Raw genomic sequence first — 25658 nt, 5'->3', positions numbered from 1 at the left:
CTCCCTTAACGATCGCGACGCCCGCGGCTGGTACCGCCACGACTAACCACACACCCATTTCACGAATGACCCCAGGCCGCGAATGAACGCGAACTACTTGGGGGCCGGGGGGCCACTTCAAGTTGGCATCGCAAGCCGCGTTGTGACCACGCCGTCGTCATGGCGACGAACCACGTCGTTGTTCGTGTGCATCAAGAGTGAGGGCGTGCTCGCCAATTTCAGTGCGCGGCAACACAAGCGCCGCCGCGATGACCGCAGCGCCGATCATCACCTTCTTCATCTCGATTCCTCCTCTGTCGCGTCGCAAGCGGACGTCGGCGCGTTCATCTCACCAGCGGCCGGTGGACTGGGCTCGGCTGCCTCGATGGCGGCAGCGGCTTTACCGGCGGTGACTTCGGCTGCGTGCTGCTGGACGAATTCGGCCATCTTGATCGCTGAGCGCACTTGGCTTGCTGTCAGTCCCTGCTGGTGGGCTCCAGCAATGTGCTGCTCCAGGAGCGGGTGGCAGTTAGCTCCGATGCTGGCGCCCAGCGCTACCAGCTCGTCTTGTCGTGAAGTGGGTTCAAGTTGGACGGGCCCGCCGGGCCGCGTTGCGGTGGTGTGCAGCAGTTCGCGGCCGCGTCGCGACAATAGCTCCACGGCGCTGCGGTGGGTGGCTTCGCCGACCTCGACCGCCCGCGCGAGTTCAGCCTCGGTGAGCCCGGCGTCGCGGCCGGCCGGGATGTGATGGTCGAGGCAGGGACGGCACAAGGCGCCGATGCTCGCGCCGACGGCGACCAGTTCCTTGTCCTTTTGTTCCAGTGCCATGTCAGTTCTCCTTCACTGCGGCTCGGCCGAGCTGGTGGTACTCGGGGTTGGGGAACAACCCGGTGGCCGTGGCAGGACGCACGTTGTAGTTGAAGACCGCCGTGACTTCCACGATGTGCAGGATGTCTACGTCGGTGAACCCGGCCTCCCGTAGCCGGGCAACGTCGCGTCCATCGCATGCCTCGGGCGTGTGGGTCAGCTTGACCGCGAAATCGAGCATCACCTTGTCTTGGTGCGAAAGCTCGACGTGGCGGTAGTTGACGGCGAGACGGTCGACCAGCACAGGATCCTTGGTGCGCAGCCGCAGCGCGGCCGCGTGCGCAGCCTCGCAGTAGGGGCAGCGGGCTTCGGCTGAGATGACCACGCAATCATCGCCCGCTGGGTCTTGGAGAGGCCCAAGGGCCCGCGCATCAGCTCATCGAAGTACCTCCACCAGCCCACGAAGCGCCGAGGCGTCACCGCGAGCAGGCGCGCGACGTTCGGTACGAACCCGATCCGCTCGGAGACCTCACCGATCTCGCTGGCGACCTCGGCGGGCAACTCGTTGGGAGACGGCACGGTGATCCACGCGGCCTGTGCGTTGGCTAAGTTCGACATGGCAGACCTCACTAAGTCCGGGCCGCGTCGGCGCGCCGTTGGAGCGCGTCGCGGAGCCGCTCGTACTCGTCGATATCGATGTCTCCGCTCCCCAGGCGGTGGGCGAGGATGCGCTGATGCATATCCGGCCCGTGGCGTTCTGATTCGCCGGTGTGGGAGCGGGGCATGGCGTGGCTCATGGTGCGGGCCATCATCGCCAACCAGATGACCGTGAACACGCCCATGAGCATGATCACCGGCCACCAGGCGTGGCCCCAGGAGCCGTTACACCACCACATACGATCTGACCTCCTGGTTCCGTGAGCGCGCCCCTTTGCGGCCGATGCTCCTGGCATTAAGGACGATCTGCGGGCAAATAGGGATACACCTCTATCGCAAAGTCAGAAACAGGTCATTCATGCCGTCGTCCGCAGCGGGGTTGATACCGCCCCGGTCTGCTCTCAAGGCTGCGTCCCAGGCCGCAGCCAAACTTTAGACACTGCAGTCAAACTTGAGAATCTACACGCCGACAGCTGCTGCTTGTAGGTTCTCACGTTTCGCTGCATATGGCCGGCCTCTGACCTGCGACTCCTCGATCCGTCTCACGCAGGCTGCACCGCGGTTTGTCTCACGAAACGCTTCATTCCCTACAGGTGCGCCGCCGACAGGCCGAGACGACCTGGCCTTTTACGATTGTCTTGCCTCCGATGCATTCGATCATGAGAAATGAAATTGGTTGTGAGACTTCATGCCGTGTAAGTTCTCTCCGCTGAACGCATTTCAAGCCTTTCTGACCTACTCACTTCACGTTTGTCTCACGGCAACTGCGCACTGGTTTGTCTCACAACGGCTTGCAATTCCTACGACTCGGCGTGCGGCGCGCCAGAGCCCGCCCTGGCCGCGCAGTGCCATGGGTGCGTAGGCACATATGAAACGATGCAATGGCTGAGGAGGGTTAGGGCAGCCGGTCTGGGGCGGTCAGCCGTGTCGAGGCAGGACGACGTATCCGGGGCAGCGGCATGAGCATCGGCACCATCTGCCGGTATGCGGCATAGCGGGCGCCCAACGTGGCGAGCAGGTCGCGCTCCTCGAGTTGCAGCGCGATGAGGATGTAGCCGGTCGTGGCCGACGCGAACAGCAAGTGCCCGACCGTCATTGTGGGCGCAGACCAGAACGCGATGAGGAATCCCAGCATCAGCGGGTGGCGCACCACCCGGATCATGAACGTCGCGGCGAGCACGATCGCCCAGCCCAGCCAGAACAGCGTCCACACCGCCAACCGCGCAGGCGGATACGTCAGGTCCCAGATCACGAAGGGAATCGTGCGCCACTGCCCCAGGACGCCTGCAATGGAAACGGCGAGTGACCATGCGCGGGGCCAGCTCGCCTCGATGTCGCATTGGACGGGCTCGGCCGGGGTTGCGGAGCTGAAGTAGCGGGCGCAGCTGAGCGGTCCCGGCGTGGTCGCGTAGAACGTCCACACCCCGTCGGGATGTCGATGCCACACCGAGCGGTAGCCCGGCGAGAACGACGTGGCGGGAAAGTCGCGGTAGGCGAGGTAGTGGCCGCTGGCGAAGGGCAGACCCATCACACCGAAGCCGACGACACGCTCGTCGTCTCCGAAGGGCAGTGCGAAGTGGGCGGCGCCTGTAGATTCCCCCCATGCCATATCGTGGTGACGTTGCGACCTACGCGACGGACCGCTCGTACCTCCCCGACGTCGCGCGCCCCCCGGGGGTTCATGCGCGTGGCGGAGGGTGCCGCGGTCAGTGGGTGTCGATGAGTCTGCGAGCTTGGGTGCCGGCGATAGTCAAGGGTTCGCGGTCCTGACGGGCGCGAGCGAGGAGCAGGGCGCCTTCGAGTAGGGCGAGGACAGCGGTGGCGAGTGCGTCGGCGTCTGCGCGATCTGCCGTGGCGAACTGTCGCGCGAGTGTCGCCTGCCAGCGGTCGAAGGCGTGCGTGGTCTCATCGCGGACGGGGCCGGGTGTGGCGACCATCTCCAGGGCGACGGTCGCGACGGGGCAGCCCGTCGTGTAGTCGGTGGCGACCATCAGATCCGCGCTGAGAGCGAACCAGTTGGCGACCGCGTCAGCCGGGTCTTGGTTTGCGCTGAAGCAATGCTCGATCAGTGCGTCGACGGCGGCTGCGCCGACGCGGATCGCCTCGATGGCGAGCTCCTGTTTGCCGCCGGGGAAGTGGTGGTTGATCGATCCCCAGGGAGCGCCGGCCTCCTCGACCAATCCTCGCCATGTGGTGGCGTAGTAGCCGCCGCGCTGGAAGAGGCGCACACCGGTGTCGATCATCTGCTGGCGCGTCGTGGTCATGGGCGGGTGATGATGTGCTTGCCGGGGGACGTGAACGCGGTAATCGCCTCGTTCCATGGGTGCACGGCGTCGACCAGCTCGCCGCTGGGGAACGTCGGCAAGGCGACTAGGGCCAGCACGTCGGGCAGCAACCCGCGAACGTGCGGTTGACCCGTGTGGATCGTGGCACACGCGGCAAAGAGGTCGAGCATTGGCACGGGAGTCTGGGGCTTGGTGTACATCGCGCTGATCGTGCATGTCCCGCCCGGCGCTGTGGCGCTGAGCGCGGTCGCCAGCAGGTCGTCGTCGAGGCTGGCCTCGACGACGATGGGGTAGGCGTGGCGCTCGATGTCGGCGGCGCTGTCGAGGATCGTGGCGCCCATGGCGCGGGCGCGTCGCTCGAGCTCCGGGGCGAGCCCGAAGACGCAGACGGATGCGTCGCCGAGCGTGCGGGCGAAGGCGACGCACATGAGCCCGATGTTCTGGAAGCCGTTGGCGACGATCAGCACGGGGGAGCCAGGCGCGTCGCGCAACTGGGGCACGACGCAGCGGTAGGCGTCGGTGAGGTTGCAGCCCGCGGCTGCGGCGACCTCGGGCGCGAGCTTCTCCGGGAGCGCGAGCAGCATCGCGTCGGCGTAGGGCACGTGCACGGCATCACTCACCGCGCCGCCCCAGTCTCCAGCACCCGCACCGAGGCCGTAGCAGGACAACCACGGCACCGCGGTGCAGCAGCTCGTGCGCGTGGCGGTGCACTGCGCGCAGCTTCCGCAATTCACCTGGAAGGGGACGACGACGCGATCACCGGGCTGGACGTTTTGGACCTTCTCGCCGACGTCGACGACCTCGGCGACCATCTCGTGGCCAATCTGCACGGGGTACGCGACGGGCGCCCGTCCGCTGACGATCAGGTGGTCGAAGTCGCACGTGGCGACCACGACGGGACGCACCAGCGCGGCATGCGCGTCCTGCAAGCGCGGGACAGGCGTGTCTGACCAGGCCAACTGACCCGGCGCGGTCACGATCAATGTCTGCATCTAGCTTCCTCCGGTTGGATGTGCAGGACTAAGACGCTTGTATTAGCGCAGACGGTAAGTTAATACACTTGTACTAGTCAAGGCCTGCGCCGCCCGATGCGCAGGCCCGTCGGCGCGGCCGCCTCTCGATCGTTCGGAGCGCATCCGCGGCTCCGCTACGGCGCCGAGGTTCGTCTCGGCACCTCGCCGTCGCCCAGTCCAGCGCGATCAGCGCTCGTCCCCGGTGTCTTCGGAACTACCGAGGTAGAGCGCGCCCCGTCCCCGAACGCAGGCCTGCACGTTAGCCGCATCGCGGGCGCGGTGGAGCCTCGCGTCCAGTTCGATCCGCGGGTTGCGTTGATGCGCCGCTACGAGGCCAAAGCCGAGGAACTGGGTGTCGGGCTGCGCACGCTGCGGCGCTGGGTCAACGATTTTCGGCAAAGCGGCGAAGCCGGCTTAGTGGAATCCGCGCCTTCGGGGTCACCGACGGGCCGCGTCGATGACCAATGGGTCGAGACTGCAGTGGAAGTGATGGTCGCCCGTCCAAGCGAATGTTCGGGCGACGGCCGGTTTGGTCAAGTGCCGCAAGGGTTTCACGTCCACCACGACCGGTCCAACCTTGGCGATCAGCAGATAATCCGGTATGTGCTTGCTCTGCTTGCCGTCGACATTCGCGACGAAGAGGAACGGTTGCGCCACGATCCCGTCCACCGAGGTATCGAAGTCAGCGAGGAGCAGTCGCGCTAACTCCAAACGGGACTCGTAGATCACATGGTCGCTCCGAGTGGCTGAAAAATACGGCTCTATTGACGTGAATGTGGATGACCCTGGGTGTGGTATGGGAGTTCGAGGGTGACGGGTCCGCACGCCAGGAGGATGAGCGCTAGCGCGGCCTAGGCGCTGTGGAAGCCGTAGGCGCGTCGGATGAGAAGTCGAACCTTGGTGTTGAGCCCTTCATGGCGGCCGTTGGACAGTCCGCGATCGATAGCGGCGTCGATGCCGGCGCGGTGTTTGCGGATGGTACGTGCGGCTTTGATGAACTCGGGGATGCGGCTGCGCTGGGCGCGTGCGCACCAGCGGTCGAGGAGCTCGCCGACAGTGCCGGCATCCAGGTCGCCGGCGAAGACTTCGCGCAGCGCTTCTTTGAGTTGGTAGGCGCGCCAAAGCATTCCACCGCTGCGTTTCATTTCCCGTAGGGTTTGGGCCTGCATGTCGGTGAGGTCGGCGGGGTTTTTCAGCAGCGCCCAGCGCGCCCCCTTGAAGGTTTTGGCGATCTGCTGGTCGGGCAGCGCACGGGCGGCCTGCCAGACCTGGCGGCGCACCGCCTCAAGCGCATCGGTGACGACTTTGACAACGTGGAAGGGATCAAAGCAGATGACCGCCGCTGGTGCCCGCTCGCGCACGGCTTTGGCGTAGGCCGGTCCCATGTCCATCGACACCGCCTCGATGGATGCGCCGCCGTCGGGCAGCTCGTCGAAGAACGCGCCCAAGGTGTCGGTGTCCTTACCGGGTTTGCCCCACACGATGGTGCCGCTGTCGTGGTCGGAGACCAGCGTCAAATACCGGTGGTGTGTGCGCCAGGAGATCTCATCGACGCCGATGTCGACCAGCCCGCGCAGCCGGTCGGGGTCTAACACGTCGGCGGCGACCCGCTCGCAGATCGCGCCCACGGTGCGCCAGGCGATGCGGGCGAAGGTGCTCACGGTGGTCTTGTCGGTCTTGGTGACCAGCCACGCCACCAGATCCTCGAAGTCGAGGGTGTGGCGGGAATCAGGACGCGCGAACGGCACCGCTTCGGCCAACACACCATGCTCGCAGCAGCGCAGCCGTCTGCGGCGCAACACGATCCGGCATACCCGCCCACCCATGTCCAGATGTCGCCACGATGAGTCCACCTCACGGGTGTCATAGCGGTGCCGGGTGGTAAACGAACACTGCGGGCAGCACAGCCGCCGCCGGCGCAGGCTGACTGTCACCTGCAGCTCACCGTCCACCACGGCAGCCTTGCCGACCCGCACACCGGGCAGGTCGAACAGGGAATTGAGTAGGGTTGATGCGCGCACGGACGGCTCCTGGATCGATTGGGGTCAGAGCCTTCGAACCTAGATCACCGTCCGTGCGCCCCACTCACCATCGCTGCCCCATACCACACGCTCGGTGATCCACATCGACGTCAGGAGAGCCAAAAATACGTGCCCGAATAATGCTTCTGACCGTGATGCCATCGGAACGTGCGCCATGGCGCCGCGTCCTCCACACCGCGATAGGCCCGATGTCTCATGAGACACACGGAATCTGGAGAACACGCCTCGTGAGAACCTACTACCGCCGCTTGTAGGTTCTCACGTTTGGCTGCATCGCTGACCTGGGCGTTTCTGGACCGTCTCACGATGGCTGCACCGCGGTTTGTCTCACGAACCGCTTCATTTCCCACCGCCGAGCAGCTGACACACCCAAATGACACGGCCTTTTGCGATTCTTGCGTTGGAGCTGCAATCCATCGTGAGAAAATGAAATCAATTGTGAGACACTACATGTGAGGTGTAGATTCTCAGGTTCGACTGCATCTGACGGTGGGATTGACCTGGGAGTCTCTGAGTTGTCTCACGGCCGCTGCACCGGCATTTGTCTCACAATCCGCTTCAATTCCTACGAATCGCTCGACGCGCCAACCGTTTGACCGGACTCGAGCGGTTCTAGCCTCGATTTTGCGTGCGAATTGGTCGGAGTGCGGTTCGGGGTCGGCTGGGGCTGTTCGGGCGCGGTTTCGGTGGGTGGGTGTGACGGTTTGGCCGGTGTCGCTCGGTGTGGCGGGCTTTCCAGGGCCGGTGGGTCTTTCGGGTCGTGGTGGACGTGTGGTGCGGTGGTCAACCGAAGGCGGTGCGCAGACGCTGCCATGCGGTGGCGATGGCGTGGGCCCAGCGCCATGTGGCGTCGATGCGCAGGTGGGTGCGTCGGGCGGCGCGGGTGATGCGGGCGGCGACGTGCAGGACGCGGTAGCGGAAGGTGTCGATCTCGCAGCCGGCGATGTCGGGCTGGTCGGCGAAGCCGATGAGTTTGGTCCAGGCCACGAGATCGGTTGCGGTGAGGATGATTTCGAGCCAGGCAGCGTTGGCATCGAAGCCGTGGCAGGGCAGGTTGCGCAGCCCGGTGGTTTTGGCCTCGCGGATGCGGTCCTCGACGCGGGCGTGTTGGCGATGCCGCAGCTCCAGGCCGGCGAGTTGCCCGTCGACGACGCCGTTGGGTGTGTCGGTGATGAAGGCGGTGACCCGCATCCCGTCGGCGTCGGTGAACCGCAGCTGCGCGCCGGGGTGGGGGCGTTCCCTGCGCAGGATCAGCCGGGTGCCCTCGGGCCAGCTGCTCATCTCGACCAGGCCGGTGGCCTCGGCGACCCAGGCGCCGTCGCGGATCGCGCCGCTGGAGTCGATCGCCGGATACCAGGCCTCGGCGAGGTTGAGGGTGTCGACCGCGTCGCGCACGCGGGCGTCGACGGCGAACCCGAACGAGAACCCCACCCCTTGCCTGCGGCATTCGGCGGCGAACTTGTGCGTGGCACCGGCGGAATCCGACCGCACCAGGATCTTGTGGGCGGTGGGATCGTGCGGGTCGGGTCGGTAGGCGGCCGGCAGCGATTCCAGCGCCCAGCCCAACACGGTGATGTGATCGGCGGCGGTGTTGCTGCCGGCGTTGCCCGCTCGCAGCAGCCCGGCCAGCGCTTCGCCGCCGGCGACCTCGGGGCGGTCCAGGAACGCCAGCAGCGGGTGGTGACCGTAGGTCTTCTTCCAGGTCGCGGCCGCGTTCTCCTTGTTGTCGGAATGGTCGATGGTGATGGTGGCGTCGAGGTCGATGTGCAGCCACCTGCCAGCGGCCGGCGCAGCCCCGGCAGCCCACGCCGCCGCCCGCGCATCGCAGCGCGCCGCCCGGATCGCCGGCAGGTGCGCGGCGTCGATCCGCTCGTCGACCAGCCGCCACATCGTGGTCGTCGAGGCGGCCGGACCGAACACGTGCTCACGGTCCCCGCACAACTGCCCGACCCCGTCGATGCAGGTCGCGCCGTCAGCGACCGCCGCGGCGAGATCGGCGAACACCGCCCCCGGCGGGTAGATCCACGGGCCCCGATAGGTGTCGGCCAACGCCGCGGTGACCCCCGCCGACAGCCCGGACAGATCCGCCAGTTCCCGCAGCATCCCCACCCCGGCGTGAGACACGACGCCATGACCATCCGCGGACACTTTCACTCGGGAAACCGCTGCGCTACTCTCCACCTGCGAAGTGCCTTCCAGCCAGGCTAATGGAACCGTTAAGAAGTCCTATTATTCCTTGCAGGACAGGCACTTTCGCGTATCAACACACTCCACCCGGGGCATTGCGCGAAAAATCGAGGCTAGGCCAACAATTTGATGAACCGGTCTGAATTCGGGTGATCACACCTTCAGATCGCTGAGGCACCGACCTATGGTCGGTTCATGCCGCTCACCCATTCGATCCGAGTCGTCTACTCGCACAACACGTAAAGCCCAGATTGTCTCTGCGGCGATCGAGGTGATCGCCGAGGTCGGGTTCGCGCAAGCATCGAAGGCTGCACGCTGCTGGCGGGAAGTGTTTTAGTCTAAACTAACTAACGTCCGTCAGAAATAGTTCCGTCAGAAATAGTACTTCTGCGATTGAGATAATTTGACGCGAACATAATCTTATTATTGCGCAAATGATCAGCAGTTCTTACCTGACGAGCGATGTAGTATATTTCGGAGATTCCAGGCAAAGGGCGGGCGCCAATATCCGGCGAGCCTTAGAATATCGTTATGTGGACCCATCACGTCGCGTTCCAAGAAACTCTTCTTGAAGTTACTGCCGTTAGGTCCAAGGACGGTCAGGGTGTTTATCACGATCTTGTTCGGGTCGGGAGGTGTGCCTGAATTACCGTATTCCCCGCTTCGATAGGGAGCGGATATCTCCATTGTCCCAGCGCCAACCATGTTGTGCGATAACCAATAGTCCTGGTACTGGCCCGGGTTTCCAAAATATTCGTGGATTGATAGCCCTATCGTGTGCGCCCCGAGCCAAGCGTTTACCGAGGCGCGCGCCAGGTTGGGGGCAGGCAGGGTGTCCTTCCCGAGTTTCAGTATCAAATTTCCGAAAGTGAGCCGTTCTGTTGAGTACCAGAATCGCTCACTTCGTATGACGATACTGAATGCAACCATCACGTCCCGTTCGTCATACTCTGCCGTCACCCAGGCGCCTGGCAGGGTGTAAGTACATTGTGTTAGCCCATTATCGGTAGCTTGAAATTGCACTTGACCGAAAAGGCTTTCAACGTATTTTTTGGACGAGTAGCACGCGAGCTGATCCAGCAGCCAAGCTTGCGCTCTTCGACGCCCGACGGTGCATCTCCAGATTCTTCTAATAAACGACCATAGTCCGAATAGGGTAGCTAAGATTGTGGCTGCTCCGGCACCGATGGCGATTCCGTTCACGACCATTGTCGTCATCATTTGAGCCTACCTCAAAATTTCACGGTGGTCCGTGTACGCGCGTTACTAGCGCTGAGCTGATGTTCATGACGAATACTCCTTATCGTGTAAATCCGGGCTGGCCGGCCAGTAATGCGGCTGTGCCGTCAAGTCGTTCGCCGATTACTCCATGTGGTGACTATCTGGCTGGCGAAATCGAGCATTTGATCGAGGCTTGGGAACAGTGCGAAGGCGTCCACGATTGCCTCATCGACTCCGTCGTTCGAGAAGCGTTCGATCTTGTCGACCACTGAGTCGACGGACGTGCCGGGTTCGAGGCTGATCCGCATGGCGGTCTTGAGCGCTTCGGGGTCGCGGCCGGCGTCCTCCGCCACACGGCGGGCGATCGACCACAAGTGGTCGGGATCCTGCAGGCCCTCGACCCCGAGCCAGCCGGTGCCGAAGCGGCCGACACGACGCATCGCGGCCTCGCTGGTGCCGCCGATCCAGATGGGCGGACCACCAGCTTGGACCGGGCGAAGGTCTGCATGCACCGCCGGCAGGGAGAAGAACTCGCTGTCCCACGACACCGGGGTGGTCGTCCACCATTCCTGCAGGAACGCCAACACGTCGTCGAGCATCCGCCCGCGGCGGCGCCAGTCCGCCCCGCGGGCGATGTCGTGTTCGTCCCTCATCCAGCCAACTCCCACCCCGACGTCGAGGCGGCCGTCGCTGAGCACGTCGAGCGTGGTGAGCTGCATTAGACAGCCGGGAGTGATCGCATCCGGCAGCGCTAACCTAATCGGATTGTCGTGAAACCAGCTGGCGCATCAGTTTTTCAGCAATCCGGCGATGTGTGGTGTTCTGCGAGGCAGCCAACAGCCATCCATCGTTGGTCCGCACGGCGATGCTGGTGTTCACTCTGGTGGTCCGGGGATTCCGGCGGCGTGACCCCTTTGCGACCACGGCAGTCGCGTGGATGAGCGCCACGTCAGGTGTCAGGAACCGTAGCTGGGTGATGTCGGTATCCAAGCGCGATCCGCGCAGGAGCTTTTTGAACAGCGGGGCATAAGACTTTGCGATCGCGTCGCGGCCTTTGTAGTGGCTGCCCAGGAAAGCCACGTAGTCGGCGTCGGGGGTGAACGCGCTTGCGTAGGCCTCTGGATCCCCTGCGTCCCAGCCGCCAACTTGACGAGAAAGCAGCTGCCGGATGGCGTCTTCGTCTTCGCGACTACTCGGTGTGGATTCCGGCAGGTCGTTGGCCATGAGGCTGCCCCTTTCGTTTCATACTTGGCCGATCTGCGCCGTTGCGGTCCGATAGTCGGCGCCGCCGACGTAGGTCGTGCGGCCGTTCTGGTCGGAGCTGTTGATTGCTGTGACGATGGCTGCGGCGAACTCTTCGACCGTTGGTAGCGGTGCATGTGCGCGCCGGGCGGCGACACTGGCGGGATCGCGACGCTCCAGCAGGCGGATGATGATCGTGCCGTCGATCATGTCGCTGGACACAACGGCGAGTCCAACACCGTGTTGGCTCAGTCGGGGCTGTAGGTCTCGCAGGGCGTTTTCGCCCGCCCGCTTGCTCTGGGCGATCGGTACGTAGTCGTCTGGTACGGGCTTTTCGGGGTAGAAGTGTGCTTGGTGGCTGGTGATGAACACGATCCGCGCCCCCGTCGTCATCAGCGGAAGCGCTGAATGTGTGAGGTTCAGTTGCGCGTCCCGGTTCAGGCGTATCGCGTAGCTGGGGTCGGCGCCTCGCTCGAGTCCTCCAGATGCGTTGAGCGCTAACGCGTCTAATCGCCCGAACTGACTGGCTATACCGGCAATCATCGATGCAACGGCGGCGGTGTCGGTGAGATCGGCCTGGACCGCGGAGGCGTGTCCTCCGCGACGGCGGATGTCGTCAACCACGCTGATAGCCCGCTTGCGCTTTTCTCGGTAGTTGATGACCACGTGGGTGCCCGGATCGGAGAGCTGTCGTGCGACCTCGGCCCCGATTCCTCGAGACGCCCCGGTCACCAAAACGATCCGTGGTTCGTGGGCTGTCGGTTGCAAGGCAAGCCCCTCCATCCAAAAATTGCTTCTGGTTTAGAACCAACTATGATGATTCTAAATGAGAAGCGCAAGAGGCCTCCAGGTCGTCGATCGCGGCCACGATCCATCGGTCGCACCGATGCTGGCCGCGATGGAGCTACTCGGGCAGCGGTGGATTCTGCGGGTGATCTGGGAACTTCAGAGTGGTGGCCCCCTGGGTTTCCTGGAGCTGCGGCGACGTATGGGAAATTGCTCATCGAGCATGCTCTCCGAACGCCTTCAGCAACTGGCGGCAGCAGAGGTCGTGACCAAAAACGCTACTGGCGCCTGGGAATTGACGGCGATTGGCGCACAGCTAGCCGGTGCGCTTTGCACGGTATGGGACTGGTCCAAATGCTGGCGTTCACGACCGCCGCAAGCCAAGCGAGAACACCCAGCCCGCGGTACTGCCGACTGAGTACCGCATGGGTAGCTGTCGGTTGGCATTCGATCTGAGGCACTCTTAGGCGTCTGACCTGCGTTGGGGCACCGCCTGAGTAGTGCACCGCGGTAAGCGCTATCAACTGACGGGATCGCGCACCCCGACTCTCTGAAGGGTGACTGTGAACGCGTACCTGCAGACAACCCTTCCACGACAGCGCCGTAAACCCCACGGTCCTCACCGTCGTGGACGTCAAACATGCCGGCTCACCACCTAGAGATATCGATCCCGACGAACTGCTTGCCGTCATACTCGTTCATAGGGCCTCCCATGATTCGTCGATAGTGAACACCCCCAGCATCCGCCGGGAACGTCACGAGGAGCGGAGGCCCCGCCCCTTCATCGCATCAAGAGGGCGGAAGGAAGCGGCGGGGTCACAGCCGTTGCGAGATGGGCTTGAGTCAGCCATGACTGGCGGCGGTGGCTGCGGGATCCGTGTAGACGCAACCGATCTCCATTTCCAGTGCGTTTCGGACCGCCGCTCTCACTTCGGTTCCCAGCGGCGTCAGTTGCATCCGCTGGTAACGGGTTGGCGTTCGGACCAGGAGCTGGCCACCGAGGTCGCGTTCGAGTCGATCGATCTGTTTGCACAGGCGCCCCGAGTGAGTCCCGAGGACACGCGCAGCTGTTCTGAGCGAGTTGTGGTCGGCCGCAGCGGCGAAGCGCTGCAAACGCACCCAGCTTGCTGTGTCGATCAAAGCTGGCCGCAGGATCGGAAATCCCGCCGCCACTCTTGCTAACGCCGATTTTCGCGGAGCGGTGATTATCTGATCGTGGGTTCGCGCAGATCGTAGCTGATGGCGTCGCCAGGTTTGGATGGGTTGCGTAGCAAGGCGATTCGGTGCGCGGTGATGTGATCGCGGCGCGACATAGTGAAGGCATATCGCTGACTGATCAGTTAATACCCGGCTGGCACTGAGCCCATCCGGTCGAAGGACCCGAATGTCAACCGACGGCAACTGGAACTACATTGCTGCTATTTCAAGGGTTCTGGCGCGATCAACCCCCGAGTCGGGCGACACGCGTTCGCAGGTCCTTGATCGCCGTGACCGAGCACGGTTGACTATCAGTATCGACCAGTCAGCGAATGCCCCGCAAGCAGCCCGGGTGGGTGGCGAGTTCTTCGCCGTCCCCGCCGTGGGCCCGCAGACCCGCTACGAGGCATTGCGGGCCTATCTGCTCGACGGTGAACCCGCCGCGGCCGTAGCCGAGCGGTTCGGCTACACCACCGCCGGGCTGCACTCGGCGGTGGCCGACTTCCGCGCCGGGGCGAAGAACTTCTTCCTCGATGCCCGTCCCGGCCCCAAGACCGCACCCGGCAAAGACGCCGCCCGGACCCGGATCATCGCCCTGCGCGCGCAGGGGTACTCCATCGATGAGATCGCCGCCGAGCTGGCCGCCGAGGGCATCGGGTTGAACCGCACCGGGATCAGCGAGGTCATCAACGAGGCCGGCCTACCCCGGATCTGGCGCCGGCCCGACGCCGCCCGCGGCGGCCCCCGGCGCCAAGACCTGCCCCGGGCCCGCGCACTGGCCGCCGACGACTACGCCCAGCTGCCCACCGACGCGCCCACCCGGATGGCCGGGCTGCTGCTCGTGCTGCCCGACCTGCTCGCCGTGGACCTGCCCGCACTGGTCACCGCCGCCGGCTACCCCGGCACCCGCGACATCCCCGCGATCAACTACCTGCTCGCTCTGCTGGCGGTCAAGCTCACCGGCACCCGCCGTGTCTCCCACGTGCACGATCTGGCCGCCGACCCCGGCGCCGCGCTGTTCACCGGGCTCACCGCCCTGCCCAAGACGACCGCGCTGACCACGTACTCCTACCGCCTGCAACACGCCAAGCAGAAGAAGTTCCTGACCGCGTTGGACAAGGCTTCCGTCGCCGCGGGCCTGGCCACCGGCGAGGTGCTGAACCTGGACTTCCATGCCGTCATGCACTGGGGTGAGGACGCCGCGCTGGAAAAACACTACGTGCCCTCACGCTCGCAACGCACCCGCAGCGTGTTGACCTTCTTCGCCGAAGACGCCGACTCCCACGCCCTGCTCTACGCCAACGCCGACCTCGTCAAAGCCACCCAGAACAACGAGGTCCTCGACTTCGCCGAGCACTGGAAAACCGTCACCGGCACCCACCCCGCCCTGCTCGTCATGGACTCCAAGGTCACCACCCAAACCCAGCTCGGCGAACTGACCCAGCGCGGCATCGGCTTCATCACCCTGCGCGCCCGCACCCCCAAACTCACCGCCCACCTGCACGCGCTACCCACCAGCGCCTGGACGAAGCTGACCGTGGCCCGCGCCGGCGGCCGAACCCGCCGCGTCCAGATGATCGAAGACCCCGCCGCGCGACTATCGACCTACCCCGGCACGCTGCGTCAACTCGCCGTCGCCGGCCTGGGCCACGACGAGCCCACCATCCTGATCACCAACCAGCACTCGATGCCCGCCAAACAGGTCATCGAGACCTACTCCCGCAGAATGAACATCGAGCAACGCCTCGCCGAAGCGATCCGCTCCTTCCACCTGGACTCCCTCACCGGAGCCGTCCCCCTCAACATCGACCTCGACGTCGTGCTCACCGTCCTTGCCCACACCCTTTGCGCCGCCCTGCGCCGCCGCATCCCCGGCTACGCAACCGCCACCCCCGACACCCTGCAACGCCGGTTCCTGTCCACCGGCGGGCACATCCTCAACCACGGCAACCAGATCGTGGTCCGCCTCGACCGGCGCACCTACTCACCCGTACTGCGCCAAGCCAACCTGCCCACCACCTCCGTCCCCTGGCTCGGCGGCCGCACCGTGCGCTACGAGTTCGCATGAGCAGGCATCAAAATGAGGGTCAATTCGCTGAGTGAAAATCGGCGCTAACTCGAGGGTGCGGTGGCCGGTGGTTGAGCCTCCTGGAGGTCGAATCGTTATGTTGTGGGCTTTGGCGCGCCGGCCCATTCGCGAGACCGACAGGCCGACTTCACGTCCGATGTCGGTCAGTGTTCGGCCGTGAGTGACGTACTGTTCGCGCAGCCAGTCCGGGTCGATCGCCACACGTGTTCGCTCGGCACGTGTCCGCAGCGGGATTTCGTACATGCGGATGAGTCGGGCGATGCTCCTGTCGTTGGATCCGACGCGGTGCGCGATCTGATCGAGACTGAGGCGTTGGTGCTGATAAAGGTCGACCAGTGTGGGTTTGGGAAGTTGCATCTTTACCGCAGCGAAAGGAATTCCCCTGGATTGTCGTTGCGAGGGAGTGAGCTGCACGGGGGCTGGATGGAGTTCAAGAATGTGTCGGACGGCGTCGATGGTCGTGCCCAGCTGGTCTGCAATATCGGTAAATGCGAGGTTCTCGGCGCGCACCAGGCGGTGCAGCTCGGTGATGTCGATGTTCGATGGGTCGCCACCAGGCAGGTCCAGTCCGCCAAGCAGGTCCAGAGGTGGATGCCAGGTCGCAGGCTCCTCTGTTAAGTCGTGATCGTCGAGGAACTGTCGACAAGCCTCATCCAGACGTGCCGTGAAATCGGGGGTCAGAAAGCGCGGGAACGCTGCGGCTTTGCTGCGGAACTCGTTGCTGTTGACGGCGAATGGTGAGCGGATCGCCGGCAGGCCACTGAGACGCTCGAACAGCACGCTTCGGGTGATGTCGGCCTTAAAGCCGGCGCCGGGTGTTATCAATGTAGATTGGCAGATCTCAGACCAGAGTTCGTCGGGGAGCAACCCGCGGTAGTCCAGGTGGCGGCGGCGCGCGTAGTCGATCGGCACCGCGTTCCTGCTTAGGGAGCGCGGAGTAATTAGGTGGGTTCTGTTGGGCGTGTCGCGGTGTGGTCGGCTGTGAGCGTGTAGTTCCAGTCGCCGTGGAATTCGTGACGGTGCAGTTGGGTGGCTTCGAGGGCGGCGATCTGCTTGTCGGTGATCTTGATGCCGCGCTCGTAGGTGGTGGTGTCAAGCACCGCGTTCACGGTCAGCCCGGTGGATGTGGTTGTTGCCCTGAGAGTTTCGATGACTACCTCGTGGGACTCCAGGGGTCGTCCGCGCCAGTTGCGGCTGATCGCGGAGAACAGCCGGTGTTCGATCTTGTTCCATTTGGAGGTGCCGGGCGGCAGGTGGCAGACCGTGATGTCGAGTCCGGCCTCGGTGGCGAAGGCGGCGAGTTCGGTTTTCCACAGCCGCAGCCGGGATCCGTTGGAGCCGCCGGAGTCGGCGGTGATCAGCAGCTTGTCCGAGCCGGGATAGCTGATGGCGCCCATCGTGGTCCACCAGCGGCGGATCGATTCCACCGCGAACGCGCCGGTGTCGGCGTCGGTGCCGACGTTGACCCAGCCGGTGTTGGCGGCGATGTCGTAGACCCCGTAGGGGGCCACCTTGCCCAGGGCCTTGTCGGCGAAGTCGTGCACCTGCACCTGCCGGGGTGACCCGGCGGGCTCCCATTCGCGGCCGGCAGCTGTGTAGTTGCCGACGAGTTCTTTCTTCTTGGTGTCCACGCTGATCACCGGGTCCCCGTCGGCCTGGAATCCTTCGACGTGGGTGTTGAGATAGCCGAACTGCCCATCCCGATCCCGATGATGGGTGCCTTCCAGGGTTTTCGAGTTCGCCTGCAGGCTGTAACCAGCCTGTTTGAGCAGCTTGGCCACCGTCCGTGCGGACACCCGATGTCCCCTGGCGGTCAGCTCGGCGGCCAGCTTCGCCGTCGATTTGGTCGTCCACCGCAACGGCGACTCCGGATCACCACGGGTGACCGGATCCACCAGTGCGTCGAGCGCGGCGACCAGATCGGGGTCGGTCACCGCCATCGGCGGGCGCCCCGCACCCGGCCGGCGCACCCGCCCCGGAATCGGTTCGCCGGAATCCAACTCACGCACACCGGCCGCCACGGTATCCGGATGCACCGCAGCGGCCGCCGCGACCAGCTTGATCCCGCCCCGACCCAGCACCTTGGCCTCCGCGCCGAGCAACAACCGCCACGCCCGCTCATCCAGATGCGGGCGGATCAACAACAAACGGGCGGCGACCGGATCGGAGTCCACAGCAGGCAGCGTCATACCACAAGTGTCGACAAACCAAACGGAAAAACCTAATCAATTACTGCGCGATTCCTTAGGTAGTCGCCGAGTCGCGCGAGCGCGATGAGGCTGTCGGCCCAGCGGGGATCGTTGCTGAGGAAGTGCAGGCTGCGTGACACTCCGGCGGCGGTTACCGCCGATCCTGTCCGGTGCGCCGCGGCGGTCAAGTTCAGCTTTGTTCCCACGAGCATCATCGCGGCGGACAGGGCTGGCCGCATCTGCAATGGACTGCATGGCGGGACGGTGAATCTGAGCGACCAGGCCGGCCAGAACATGCTGGGAAGCTGGTGGGCCAGCCGCTCCGCGTTGCTGTCACCTTGGGGTGGATTGCTTGGGATCGCGGTGGCGGTGCGGTAGCGCAGCTGGTCACTGGGTTTCATGAACGGCGCCAATGCGTTCAGTTGTACGGCTGTCAAGGTAGTGCTGACGCCGCGGCCCCATTCGGGGGCAGTGGTGGTGTTGACGGCCACTCCGTTGCGGCGGCCGCGGTGAACGATCCACCGCAGCGCCGCGCCTGCCGCCTCGATGTCTGGTGCGCCCAGGATCGACAGTGCGATCGTGACACCGACAGCGGCAGTGGCCGCACGGGTGGGTGCCGCCATCCCGGGCTTGTTCGCCGGATTCGGCGATTGTCCTGACCCGAGGGGCGACGACCGGACCTGCTCGTATGCGGTGGCCAGGTCATCGGGGAGGCGTTCGGCGATGTCTTCCTGACTGGCGTAGGCAAGGACGCGAGAGGCGACAGCGCGGATATCAGCCAGTGCGCCACGGGAAACGGTGGGCTGCGCTGCGTAGACACCGAAGGATGCTCGGTCCGCGGAAATGATATCGAGCAGGGTCTGCTGTGCGAGCAACGCCGGATGGTCACCCGCCAGCGAGGTGACCTCAGCGGTCGTGAGGTCGCCGTCGCACCGCGCTGAGGGCCCTCCAGACCCGTGCGGAGCGCGCGTCGCGCAACGGGCGAGCTGTGGGATGTCCTCCCCGACGTGTGGGTTCAACTTCTGGGTCTGCCCACAGTCCGGGCAGGTATCGACGAGCAGGCACCGGTGAACGGTGCAGGCGAACGCCCAGCCCAGGCGCCACTGCAGCTGCCATCGCCCGGTGGTGTCAGCCAAACAGCAGGGGCAGTAGCGAGCGTGGCGTGCGCGTGCCCAAGGAAAGGCGCGGGTGACACATCGCCGCGCCTTGTCGATCATCAACGCGGTGCCCTCGTAGCGGGCCAACGTCATTGCGCCGATCACCGCTGGATCGACACCAGTGGCTGCAGCAATGTTCGCCGCCTCGTCTGGACGGAGATAGACGACCCAATTGCGCTGTAGCGAATGGCCGGTGGTGGCGTCAGACGCGGTTGGTCGCAGGGCGGCGAGCATGTCGCTCCACGCGGTCTGAGTCCGGTCGGCGATCGCTGCCAGCCACGAGTCCAGGGCCTCCCCGGCGAGCGGATCCACTCGGATAGGTAGCGTCCGGATCGTACTCACGTAACGGTCCCGGCCAGCGCTGGCTTGATCGGGCCGGGAGCTGCAGCGGCTCCGATCTGGGCGGCGAGGGCCGAGTTGTGACTGGCGCCGCCGCGGCGACGCATGGGGACGGCGTGTCGTTTCGCCCAGCGCGCCATGTTGGCGGTGCTCATACCAGCCTCTTGGGCTATGTCCCGCAGGGGCCGGCGTTTGGTGACGTACTGGTCGTAGAGCCAGTCTCGGTCGATGCTCGTCCGTGGGCGCCGCCCGGGTTCGCGTAGCGGCAGCTCGTAGTGGCGGGCGAGCTGAGCGACGATCTGTCGGCTGACACCGATGGCTTCGGCAATCTCTCGCAGTCCTCTGTGCTGCTGTTCATATAGGTCGGCGAGCTGTTCGCGGGAGAGCACCGCCTTCGCCGACATGTACGCCCGGTTGTAGGCAGTAGGCAGTGGTGCACCGTGGGGTGGATCCGGCCGGGGCGCGGGGTGGGCTTCAAGTAAGTAGCGCACGGTGTCGAGGCTCGTGTTTAACCGGTGTGCAGCAGTCCCGAGCCTGATCCCGTCGACCTCCATGACGCGGTGTAGGTCGGCAATGTCGACTGCGGCAGGGTCGGGTCCGGGGAGGTCGAGCCTGTCGAGCACGCGGTTCGGCGGTTGCCATGTCACTGGTTCGTCGTCGATACCCTGCTCGGTCAGAAACTTGTGCGCGTGCTCATTGAGGGCTTGGGCGAGTCCGGGTGTCAGATGGCCGGGGAAATCGGCGGTCTTTGTACGAAAGGCGCTGTCGTCCAGGGCCCATGGCGATGTGCTGGTGGGCTGTCCGCTGAGGCGCTCGAACATGAAGCAGCGGGCGATCCTTGCCCGGGCCGGCTGGGGTCCCGGGGTGGCGGTGTCGCGACAGATCTGCGCCCACACCTTGTCCGGCAGCAGCATGGCGTAGTCGGCGCGGCGACGGCGTTGGTAGTCGATCGGGATGTCATTGTCAGCGAGGTAGTCGGCCATTCGGATGAGCGCGGCGCGAATGCTGCGCCACTGGTCCTGCTTTTCCAGGAGCTGCAGGACACGGGAGACCGCGTGGCCCTCGATGGGACTGTCGATCACGCCGGCGGGTTCATCGAGGTTGAGCCTGCTGTTGACCAACAGAAGGATGGCGGACAGTGCTGGGCGCAGTTGCCATTGGTGGCAACCCGGGATGGCCAATGGTAGTGACCACGTCGGCCACAACATCGAGGGCAACCGCCCAGCCAGTATCGCGGTGCGCGCCGCGCCCGGGACCGGATGGTGCGGCATTGGAGTGCCGATGCGGTAACGCAGTTGATCGCTTGGGTTGAGCAGCGGCCCGAGTGCGGCGAGCTGAACTCCGGTGAGCACCGGCGAGGTGCTCTTACCCCACGCGATGTTCGTTGCGTGGACGGCCGATCCGCGCTCCCGTGAGGAGGTCACCAGCCAGCGCAGCGTATCCCCGGCGGACGCCACGTCGGGGCGATCCAAGGCGTTCACAGCGGCTACCACTCCGACCGCGGCAGTCGCGGCCCGTGCCGGTGCCGCCAGGCTTCGTATCGGTTCGGGCGGGCCCGGACCGCGAATCCGAGGGCTCGGCAGTGGCCCGGTAAACACCGAGGAGATCTTGCGGTATAACGGTTTCCAGGTCTTGCGGCGTGGCGTAGGCCAGGGCGCGGCCGGCGACGGCCCGGATATCGGCAAGGACGTTGAGCCCTGGCTGCGGCACGGTCTGGTACACCCCGAACGTCACGGTGTCGCGGTCGAGGACGGTGTTCACGACGCGCTGCGCGTGTATCACGGGGTGATCCGAATCGAATACGGCGACGGCCGCGGTGGTGAGGTCGGCGCCGCACCTTGTTGGGCTGCGCCCCGTCGCGTCAGGGGCGGGGTGGGAGCAGCGGCCGGGTTGGGGAATGATGTCACCGATGTGTGTGCGGCGGCGCTGGACCGCGCCGCAGTGTGGACAGGCGTCGGCGAGCAAGCAGTTATGGATGGTGCAGGCGAATGTCCAGCCCAAGCGCCACCTCAATTGCCAGCGCCCGCCGGTGGTTTCCAAACATGCTGGGCAGAACCGCGATCCCCGTCCACGCCCCCACGGAAATGCCCGGCTGAGCATCCGCGCGTCGGGCTTGATGCGCACCGCCCGTCCCGAATAGTGCTGCAGTGTCATCGTTTCCAGCACATCAGGCTTGATTCCAGTCGCGGTGCTGATCGTCGCCACCTCGTCGGGATTCAGGCACACGATCCACGCGGTGGTACCCATCCCGTTGTACGGACTCAGGCCTACGGCGGTCAGCAGGTCGCCGAACGCGGTATGGGTGCGATGGGCGATCGCTTCCAGCCACGACTCGATCGCCTCGCCGTCGACCGGGACAACGCGGATCGGCAGGGTGCGCACGGTGTTCACCCGGCCTTACCGATCCTTGTCGTCAGCCGTCGCGCATCGAAGGCCAGCTCCAGGTCCTGGCGGGCCTTTTCCGATGCCTCGTCATTCTTAACAAGATCCATCAGCTCACGGGATAGGACTTCCGCACCGGTGCGCACAGCTCGCTGGCAGCCGCGATTGATCAGGGTCATGAGCGAACCGATATGCCCGGTGCTGCGGGCGAACAGATAGTCAGAGAGGTCGTCGGCCAACATTCCGGGATGCTTGTCGACCAGCACGATCCGCTTCTCCAACGCGAGGAGCAGTTGGCGCCATGCGCGCCTGTCTTCATCTGTGTCGATCACGAAGGGGCGCATGTCGAGTTTGGTGGTGCGTCTGCCGGTTTGAGCGATCACCGCGTCCTCGTAGGAATGCCCTTCGGAGAACAGTCCCCGCGCCGCCAATCCAACGCCGACGAAGATCAGGGTGACAGGAAACTCGTTGGCGATGTACTTGAAATGGTTGCTGATCTCCACTCCGACGGTGTTGCGCCAGCGCAGAAAATGCAGATCGTCCACGATCAGCAGCTTGGTCTCACACGTCAGTACACAGTCCAGTGCTCGGTGGGCGAAGTGGGCGGCGTTGCCGCGCGACATCCCCGGATGGGCAAAGAACGACAACATCGCCCGGTTGAATTCGACCATGCCGGTGTTACCGGTCAACCCGACCCGGCATACCGGCCACCGCTCGTCGCCCGCGCTGGTTTCGGTTCCCTGTTCTTTGATTTCGCGGCGGTGGAACTTCTTGGCGAAGTCCAGCACCGATGTGGTCTTCCCGAGTCCGGGAAACGCGTCGATCGCCACCGCGCCTTTGGCCTTATCGCCGTCCTGGGCGTTGCTGTCGACGATGTCCCACAAGTCCTCATGCAGGGCTGCCAGCTGCGGTGTCTTGATCGGACCGAGATTGGCGTGCCACTCGCGGCGCTGCCGGTTGTAGTCGTCGTAGGCTTCTTCGCTGAGCTCCTCAAGTTCCTTACGGGTCAATGGCTCCGGCGGGATCCGGGCAGCGGTGTTCACAAATCGCTGCCAACCCTCCTTGCGGGCCAACGTGAGATTGTCCAACCGGGACTCGGTCACTTCCTGTGCCAAATTCTTCTTGGCCATCACGCGTCGTCCAGCGCCTCGGCGTAAAAGTCGTTGGCGTAGTCGTCGAGTTCATCCTCAGCATCGTCATCGCCGAAGTCGGGGTCGAGTTCGTCGATCGTCCTGTCCGGGTCCTCGGCAGCGGGGGGATCTGCTGTCGCCAGCACACGAGCGACCGACGGCAGGGTAACGACCTCGTCCTGTGTCTCGGTCTCGTCGATCAGGGTGGCGCCGCGGGAGAGCCGCAACGCCATGCGGCGTTCCGCCAGCGTGGACCCCAACCCGAGGTTCCACCGCTCCAACAGATTCGCCACCGCGAGCCGATCGTCGGGGTAGGTGTACTTCGAGGCTGCGAGCTTGCGCGCGAATTGCAGAGCGTCCTCGCTGAGCGGCATCTCCATAGCCGGTGTGTGCTCCCACATCAGGGTGTGCCAGTTGCGTGTCTCTGGGTCGCGGAAGTAGACGCGGGTGACGTCGTCGGGATCGTAATGAATGGGCCAGCGGCCCTTGACTTTCCCCTTGTATGGGCTGGTCATGTTGCGATACGAGTTCAGTGCCGGACCGTTGTAGCGGCGGGAACCGAAGTCCACGCCGTAGTGCTGGATCTTCCGGAACTCTGTCTTCAGGAACTCGTAGGCCAAATCGGGATCACGCGGAGCCTCGATGTAGCCGGCGCGAGCGACACCGTGCTCAAACATCTGTGCCGGGGACATTCGCAATCCCGGCACATGCGGGTCGATCAGACTGTCGTGCGGTCGGCGGTGATACACCACGGCCACCCACTCGCGGATAATCGCCTCCAACTCGTCAATGTAGAAGAAGGCCTCCGACTCCGGATCCAGGCCGCGGGAGTGCACATCAGGGCCCTTGTATCCCGGCAAGACTTGCAGCAGGTCCTCGCGGATAGTGCGGAAGAACCGCTCCACCGGCCCCTTATCTCGACCCGTCCGCAATCGCGCAGGCTGGATCGAAATCCCCATCCGCTGACACACACTCGTCAGATGGTCTGATACAAAAATCTTGCCGTGATCAATAACGATGGTTTCCGGCACGATCGCCGGCCCAGCCGCGCCGACCAGGGACCCATCAATCGCATCGACATCGATCAGGACCGACCTTGGGACACCGTGCTCGGGCCATACCGCTTGGGCTGGCCAATCCTTACCCGCTGGTCGGGGCCGATAAGCCTGATACAACACGGACGCAGCGTCGACCGACTTCGTGGACACCGGCGTCAAACTGATTCCTGTGACGCACCGGGTGTACCAGTCCATTCCGATCGTCAGTTCGGCCTGCATCCACCGCAAGGTGATCGGATCCATCGCAAAAACATCCAGCCGCGTGGTGTCCATCAATAGGTACTCACCAGGCCGGGTCGGGCGCAGCTTTCCGTACACTCCGTCCGGCCGCTCGGCGATGTCGCGGTTCCGTTTGGTGCTCAACCGAAAGGTCGGGTACCGGCTCTCCAGCTCGGCAAGGACGCGGAATGCCGTTGCACGGGACGGTAATTCCACGGCACCGTCGCCGAACCGCGCGACGACTCTGGCGTTGGCGCGCGTGATCACCATTGTCTGCGACGGGCGCGACTGGTCTGTGTGCTCCACCATCACTTCAATGGCGGTCTCGGTCCACCGCGGGTCGACATTCGCACCCGGGCCTGCGGTCCTCCTCTCCCGCGTCGACGCCAGACCCGCTTCACCGTGCTTCTGGAACTGCTGAACCCAACGTTCGATGGATCGCACACCGGCACCGAGCTCGCGCCCCTTGCTTGCGTAACGTCTCGACAGGGGCACAACTGCTTGATACTCCGGTCGGGGCTCCCCGGGAAGCGCCAACTCCGCACTACCCGAACGGAATCCGGTGAGCACTTCGCGGACGTGCGCCGCTCGCTCGATCATTTCTTTGCGCTCGACGTCGCTGAGCTGTGCGAGCACAAGCCCGGCAGGCTCGAAGTCGTCATCGCTGCACGGTCCCTCCGAATCCGGGATCACTCGTGTGCTGTCTGACATGAGAAGTTCGTTGAGGCGGGCTCGGATGACCGCCTTCTTCGACGTCCCTTTCAATACGACGTCCATACCTGTCTGGCCCGTGTGGATCTCAACGATCTCCACCAACTCACCATCGTGCACGAGCCTGGTGCCCACGCCGATTCGTACCCCAGCTGAAGTCATGCCGACATCCTCAATTCTGTTCGCTCGCTTAGTCGCTCGCTCAGATCGATCTGAAGTTCTTGGCGCCAGAGAAGGTGCAGCACGGCAGACTTGACATGATTGATCGGCTCCCCTGGCAGACACTTGAACGCATTCGCGAGTGGTGAGCCATCCAGATTCTTCTCCCGCACTTGTGCCAGCAACTCTGAACGGAACAACCAGCTGCGCCGGTATCCCGCAAGGAAACGGACATTCTCCAACTCAACCGCGTTGGGCTCGGTCGCCACTTCATAGCGCCAGCCGCGTGCCTCAACGAGTTCGCGAGTCCACTCGAATGTGAAAGCCACTTTGGGATCCGCGAGACGGCGGGCGGGTTTCACATCCACGACTACGGGGCCGGTGTCCGTGTTTAGCAAGTAATCCGGGATGTGCCTGCGTGGCTTGCGGTCAACTGAAGCTCGGAGCAGAAACGGTTGGGCAACGATCTGCCGCACACTGATGTCGAAATCGGCAAAGAGTAAGCGCGCCAACTCAAGTCGTGATTCGTAGATGACGTGACTGCCGAGGGTGCTCGACCAGTAGGTACCCGAGTAGTGCTTCTGCCCGCGGTGCCACCTGAACGTCCGCCACGGAGTCGCGCTGGCAAGTTCGTCGGCCCCCGCCGCAGCCCACTCTCGTGCCACTTCCCTCAGGTCGTCCGCACGTCGGTATGAGACAGAGACACCCGACGCCTTCTCTGCACTATGGCCCACGGCAATCACCTCGGCCCTGCAATCGGATCAGACTGCTTTGGTGACCTGATCGTCACATGGCCTTCGACGCACCCT

Annotated in this window: 24 protein-coding genes and 1 pseudogene; 3 read left to right on the top strand and 22 right to left on the bottom strand. The window is 64.4% G+C overall.

All coding sequences use genetic code 11. The annotated features are described in order from the left end of the window. Positions 1-157: 157 nt before the first annotated feature. The 7 genes from K9U37_RS19950 to K9U37_RS03520 all read right to left on the bottom strand — a co-directional run bounded on the left by K9U37_RS19950 (position 158) and on the right by K9U37_RS03520 (position 4705). Entirely contained in the window at positions 158-280 is a 123-nt protein-coding gene (locus K9U37_RS19950) for a hypothetical protein (RefSeq protein WP_272888008.1), read from the bottom strand. Continuing rightward, entirely contained in the window at positions 277-807 is a 531-nt protein-coding gene (locus K9U37_RS03545) for a carboxymuconolactone decarboxylase family protein (protein ID WP_243070549.1), read from the bottom strand. Before K9U37_RS03545 ends, K9U37_RS19950 begins: the two co-directional genes overlap by 4 nt. A 1-nt stretch (position 808) precedes the next feature. Continuing rightward, positions 809-1171: a peroxidase-related enzyme gene (locus K9U37_RS03540; protein WP_243070548.1), complete on the bottom strand. Its 363-nt coding sequence runs from the start codon at positions 1169-1171 to the stop codon at positions 809-811. 244 nt (positions 1172-1415) lie between these two features. Continuing rightward, positions 1416-1682 carry an SHOCT domain-containing protein gene (locus tag K9U37_RS03535; protein WP_243070547.1) on the bottom strand — a complete coding sequence of 89 codons (267 nt, stop codon included), beginning with the start codon at positions 1680-1682 and terminating at the stop codon, positions 1416-1418. A 656-nt stretch (positions 1683-2338) separates the two neighbouring features. Next, positions 2339-3052, bottom strand: coding sequence for a methyltransferase family protein (locus K9U37_RS03530; protein ID WP_243070546.1), 714 nt, complete (start codon positions 3050-3052; stop codon positions 2339-2341). A 97-nt stretch (positions 3053-3149) separates the two neighbouring features. Beyond that, positions 3150-3707, bottom strand: coding sequence for a TetR/AcrR family transcriptional regulator (locus K9U37_RS03525; protein WP_243070545.1), 558 nt, complete (start codon positions 3705-3707; stop codon positions 3150-3152). After that, positions 3704-4705, bottom strand: coding sequence for an alcohol dehydrogenase catalytic domain-containing protein (locus K9U37_RS03520; RefSeq protein WP_243073206.1), 1002 nt, complete (start codon positions 4703-4705; stop codon positions 3704-3706). Before K9U37_RS03520 ends, K9U37_RS03525 begins: the two co-directional genes overlap by 4 nt. A gap of 354 nt (positions 4706-5059) precedes the next feature. Here K9U37_RS03520 and K9U37_RS20135 point away from each other — a divergent pair, with 354 nt between their 5' ends. Beyond that, positions 5060-5446 carry a helix-turn-helix domain-containing protein gene (locus K9U37_RS20135; protein ID WP_308197325.1) on the top strand — a complete coding sequence of 129 codons (387 nt, stop codon included), beginning with the start codon at positions 5060-5062 and terminating at the stop codon, positions 5444-5446. Positions 5447-5592: 146 nt separating this feature from the next. Here the strand turns inward: K9U37_RS20135 and K9U37_RS03510 are convergent, their stop codons facing one another. The 6 genes from K9U37_RS03510 to K9U37_RS03485 all read right to left on the bottom strand — a co-directional run bounded on the left by K9U37_RS03510 (position 5593) and on the right by K9U37_RS03485 (position 12216). Beyond that, positions 5593-6762, bottom strand: coding sequence for an ISL3 family transposase (locus K9U37_RS03510; RefSeq protein ID WP_243070544.1), 1170 nt, complete (start codon positions 6760-6762; stop codon positions 5593-5595). Between the two features lie 804 nt (positions 6763-7566). Then, the gene (locus K9U37_RS03505; RefSeq protein WP_243070543.1) at positions 7567-8964 is read right to left on the bottom strand and encodes an IS1380 family transposase; all 1398 of its coding nucleotides are present in this window, start codon (positions 8962-8964) and stop codon (positions 7567-7569) included. 444 nt (positions 8965-9408) lie between these two features. Continuing rightward, entirely contained in the window at positions 9409-10188 is a 780-nt protein-coding gene (locus K9U37_RS03500; protein ID WP_243070542.1) for an ETEC_3214 domain-containing protein, read from the bottom strand. Positions 10189-10316: 128 nt separating this feature from the next. Then, positions 10317-10910, bottom strand: coding sequence for an LLM class flavin-dependent oxidoreductase (locus K9U37_RS03495; RefSeq protein WP_243070541.1), 594 nt, complete (start codon positions 10908-10910; stop codon positions 10317-10319). A gap of 37 nt (positions 10911-10947) precedes the next feature. After that, positions 10948-11415 carry an SgcJ/EcaC family oxidoreductase gene (locus K9U37_RS03490; protein WP_243070540.1) on the bottom strand — a complete coding sequence of 156 codons (468 nt, stop codon included), beginning with the start codon at positions 11413-11415 and terminating at the stop codon, positions 10948-10950. A gap of 18 nt (positions 11416-11433) precedes the next feature. After that, entirely contained in the window at positions 11434-12216 is a 783-nt protein-coding gene (locus K9U37_RS03485; protein WP_252393927.1) for an SDR family oxidoreductase, read from the bottom strand. Between the two features lie 43 nt (positions 12217-12259). Between K9U37_RS03485 and K9U37_RS03480 the strand changes: the two genes are divergently transcribed. Beyond that, complete coding sequence (locus tag K9U37_RS03480) at positions 12260-12637, top strand: winged helix-turn-helix transcriptional regulator (RefSeq protein ID WP_308197324.1); 378 nt, start codon at positions 12260-12262, stop codon at positions 12635-12637. 425 nt (positions 12638-13062) lie between these two features. On the opposite strand, the gene K9U37_RS20305 is transcribed toward K9U37_RS03480, so the two are convergent. Continuing rightward, on the bottom strand, positions 13063-13338 hold the full coding sequence (locus K9U37_RS20305) for a LysR family transcriptional regulator (RefSeq protein ID WP_372489555.1): 276 nt from the start codon (positions 13336-13338) through the stop codon (positions 13063-13065). A 382-nt stretch (positions 13339-13720) separates the two neighbouring features. Between K9U37_RS20305 and K9U37_RS03475 the strand changes: the two genes are divergently transcribed. Then, positions 13721-15484, top strand: coding sequence for a transposase (locus K9U37_RS03475; protein WP_243070538.1), 1764 nt, complete (start codon positions 13721-13723; stop codon positions 15482-15484). On the opposite strand, the gene K9U37_RS03470 is transcribed toward K9U37_RS03475, so the two are convergent. The 8 genes and pseudogenes from K9U37_RS03470 to K9U37_RS03435 all read right to left on the bottom strand — a co-directional run bounded on the left by K9U37_RS03470 (position 15401) and on the right by K9U37_RS03435 (position 25514). Next, positions 15401-16417, bottom strand: coding sequence for a hypothetical protein (locus tag K9U37_RS03470; RefSeq protein ID WP_243070537.1), 1017 nt, complete (start codon positions 16415-16417; stop codon positions 15401-15403). The genes K9U37_RS03475 and K9U37_RS03470 overlap by 84 nt on opposite strands. A 35-nt stretch (positions 16418-16452) precedes the next feature. Continuing rightward, positions 16453-17694: pseudogene (locus K9U37_RS03465) on the bottom strand (ISAzo13 family transposase); the annotation flags it as partial. 32 nt (positions 17695-17726) lie between these two features. After that, positions 17727-19163, bottom strand: a complete 1437-nt coding sequence (locus K9U37_RS03460) for a TniQ family protein (protein WP_243070536.1) — start codon at positions 19161-19163, stop codon at positions 17727-17729. 26 nt (positions 19164-19189) lie between these two features. After that, complete coding sequence (locus tag K9U37_RS20130; RefSeq protein ID WP_243070535.1) at positions 19190-20647, bottom strand: hypothetical protein; 1458 nt, start codon at positions 20645-20647, stop codon at positions 19190-19192. Then, complete coding sequence (locus tag K9U37_RS03450; RefSeq protein ID WP_243070534.1) at positions 20556-21581, bottom strand: TniQ family protein; 1026 nt, start codon at positions 21579-21581, stop codon at positions 20556-20558. The genes K9U37_RS20130 and K9U37_RS03450 overlap by 92 nt, the downstream gene beginning before the upstream one ends. After that, the gene (locus K9U37_RS03445; protein ID WP_243070533.1) at positions 21578-22702 is read right to left on the bottom strand and encodes an AAA family ATPase; all 1125 of its coding nucleotides are present in this window, start codon (positions 22700-22702) and stop codon (positions 21578-21580) included. Before K9U37_RS03445 ends, K9U37_RS03450 begins: the two co-directional genes overlap by 4 nt. Then, the gene (locus K9U37_RS03440; protein WP_243073204.1) at positions 22702-24852 is read right to left on the bottom strand and encodes a TnsB C-terminal domain-containing protein; all 2151 of its coding nucleotides are present in this window, start codon (positions 24850-24852) and stop codon (positions 22702-22704) included. Before K9U37_RS03440 ends, K9U37_RS03445 begins: the two co-directional genes overlap by 1 nt. Further along, positions 24849-25514, bottom strand: a complete 666-nt coding sequence (locus K9U37_RS03435) for a TnsA-like heteromeric transposase endonuclease subunit (RefSeq protein ID WP_243070532.1) — start codon at positions 25512-25514, stop codon at positions 24849-24851. Before K9U37_RS03435 ends, K9U37_RS03440 begins: the two co-directional genes overlap by 4 nt. Positions 25515-25658: the final 144 nt, after the last annotated feature.

Origin of the sequence: Candidatus Mycolicibacterium alkanivorans (assembly GCF_022760805.1) — a bacterium.
Taxonomy (GTDB): domain Bacteria; phylum Actinomycetota; class Actinomycetes; order Mycobacteriales; family Mycobacteriaceae; genus Mycobacterium; species Mycobacterium alkanivorans.
The sequence above is the reverse complement of the archived record's forward strand: the minus strand, read 5'-3'. Positions and strand labels throughout refer to the sequence as shown.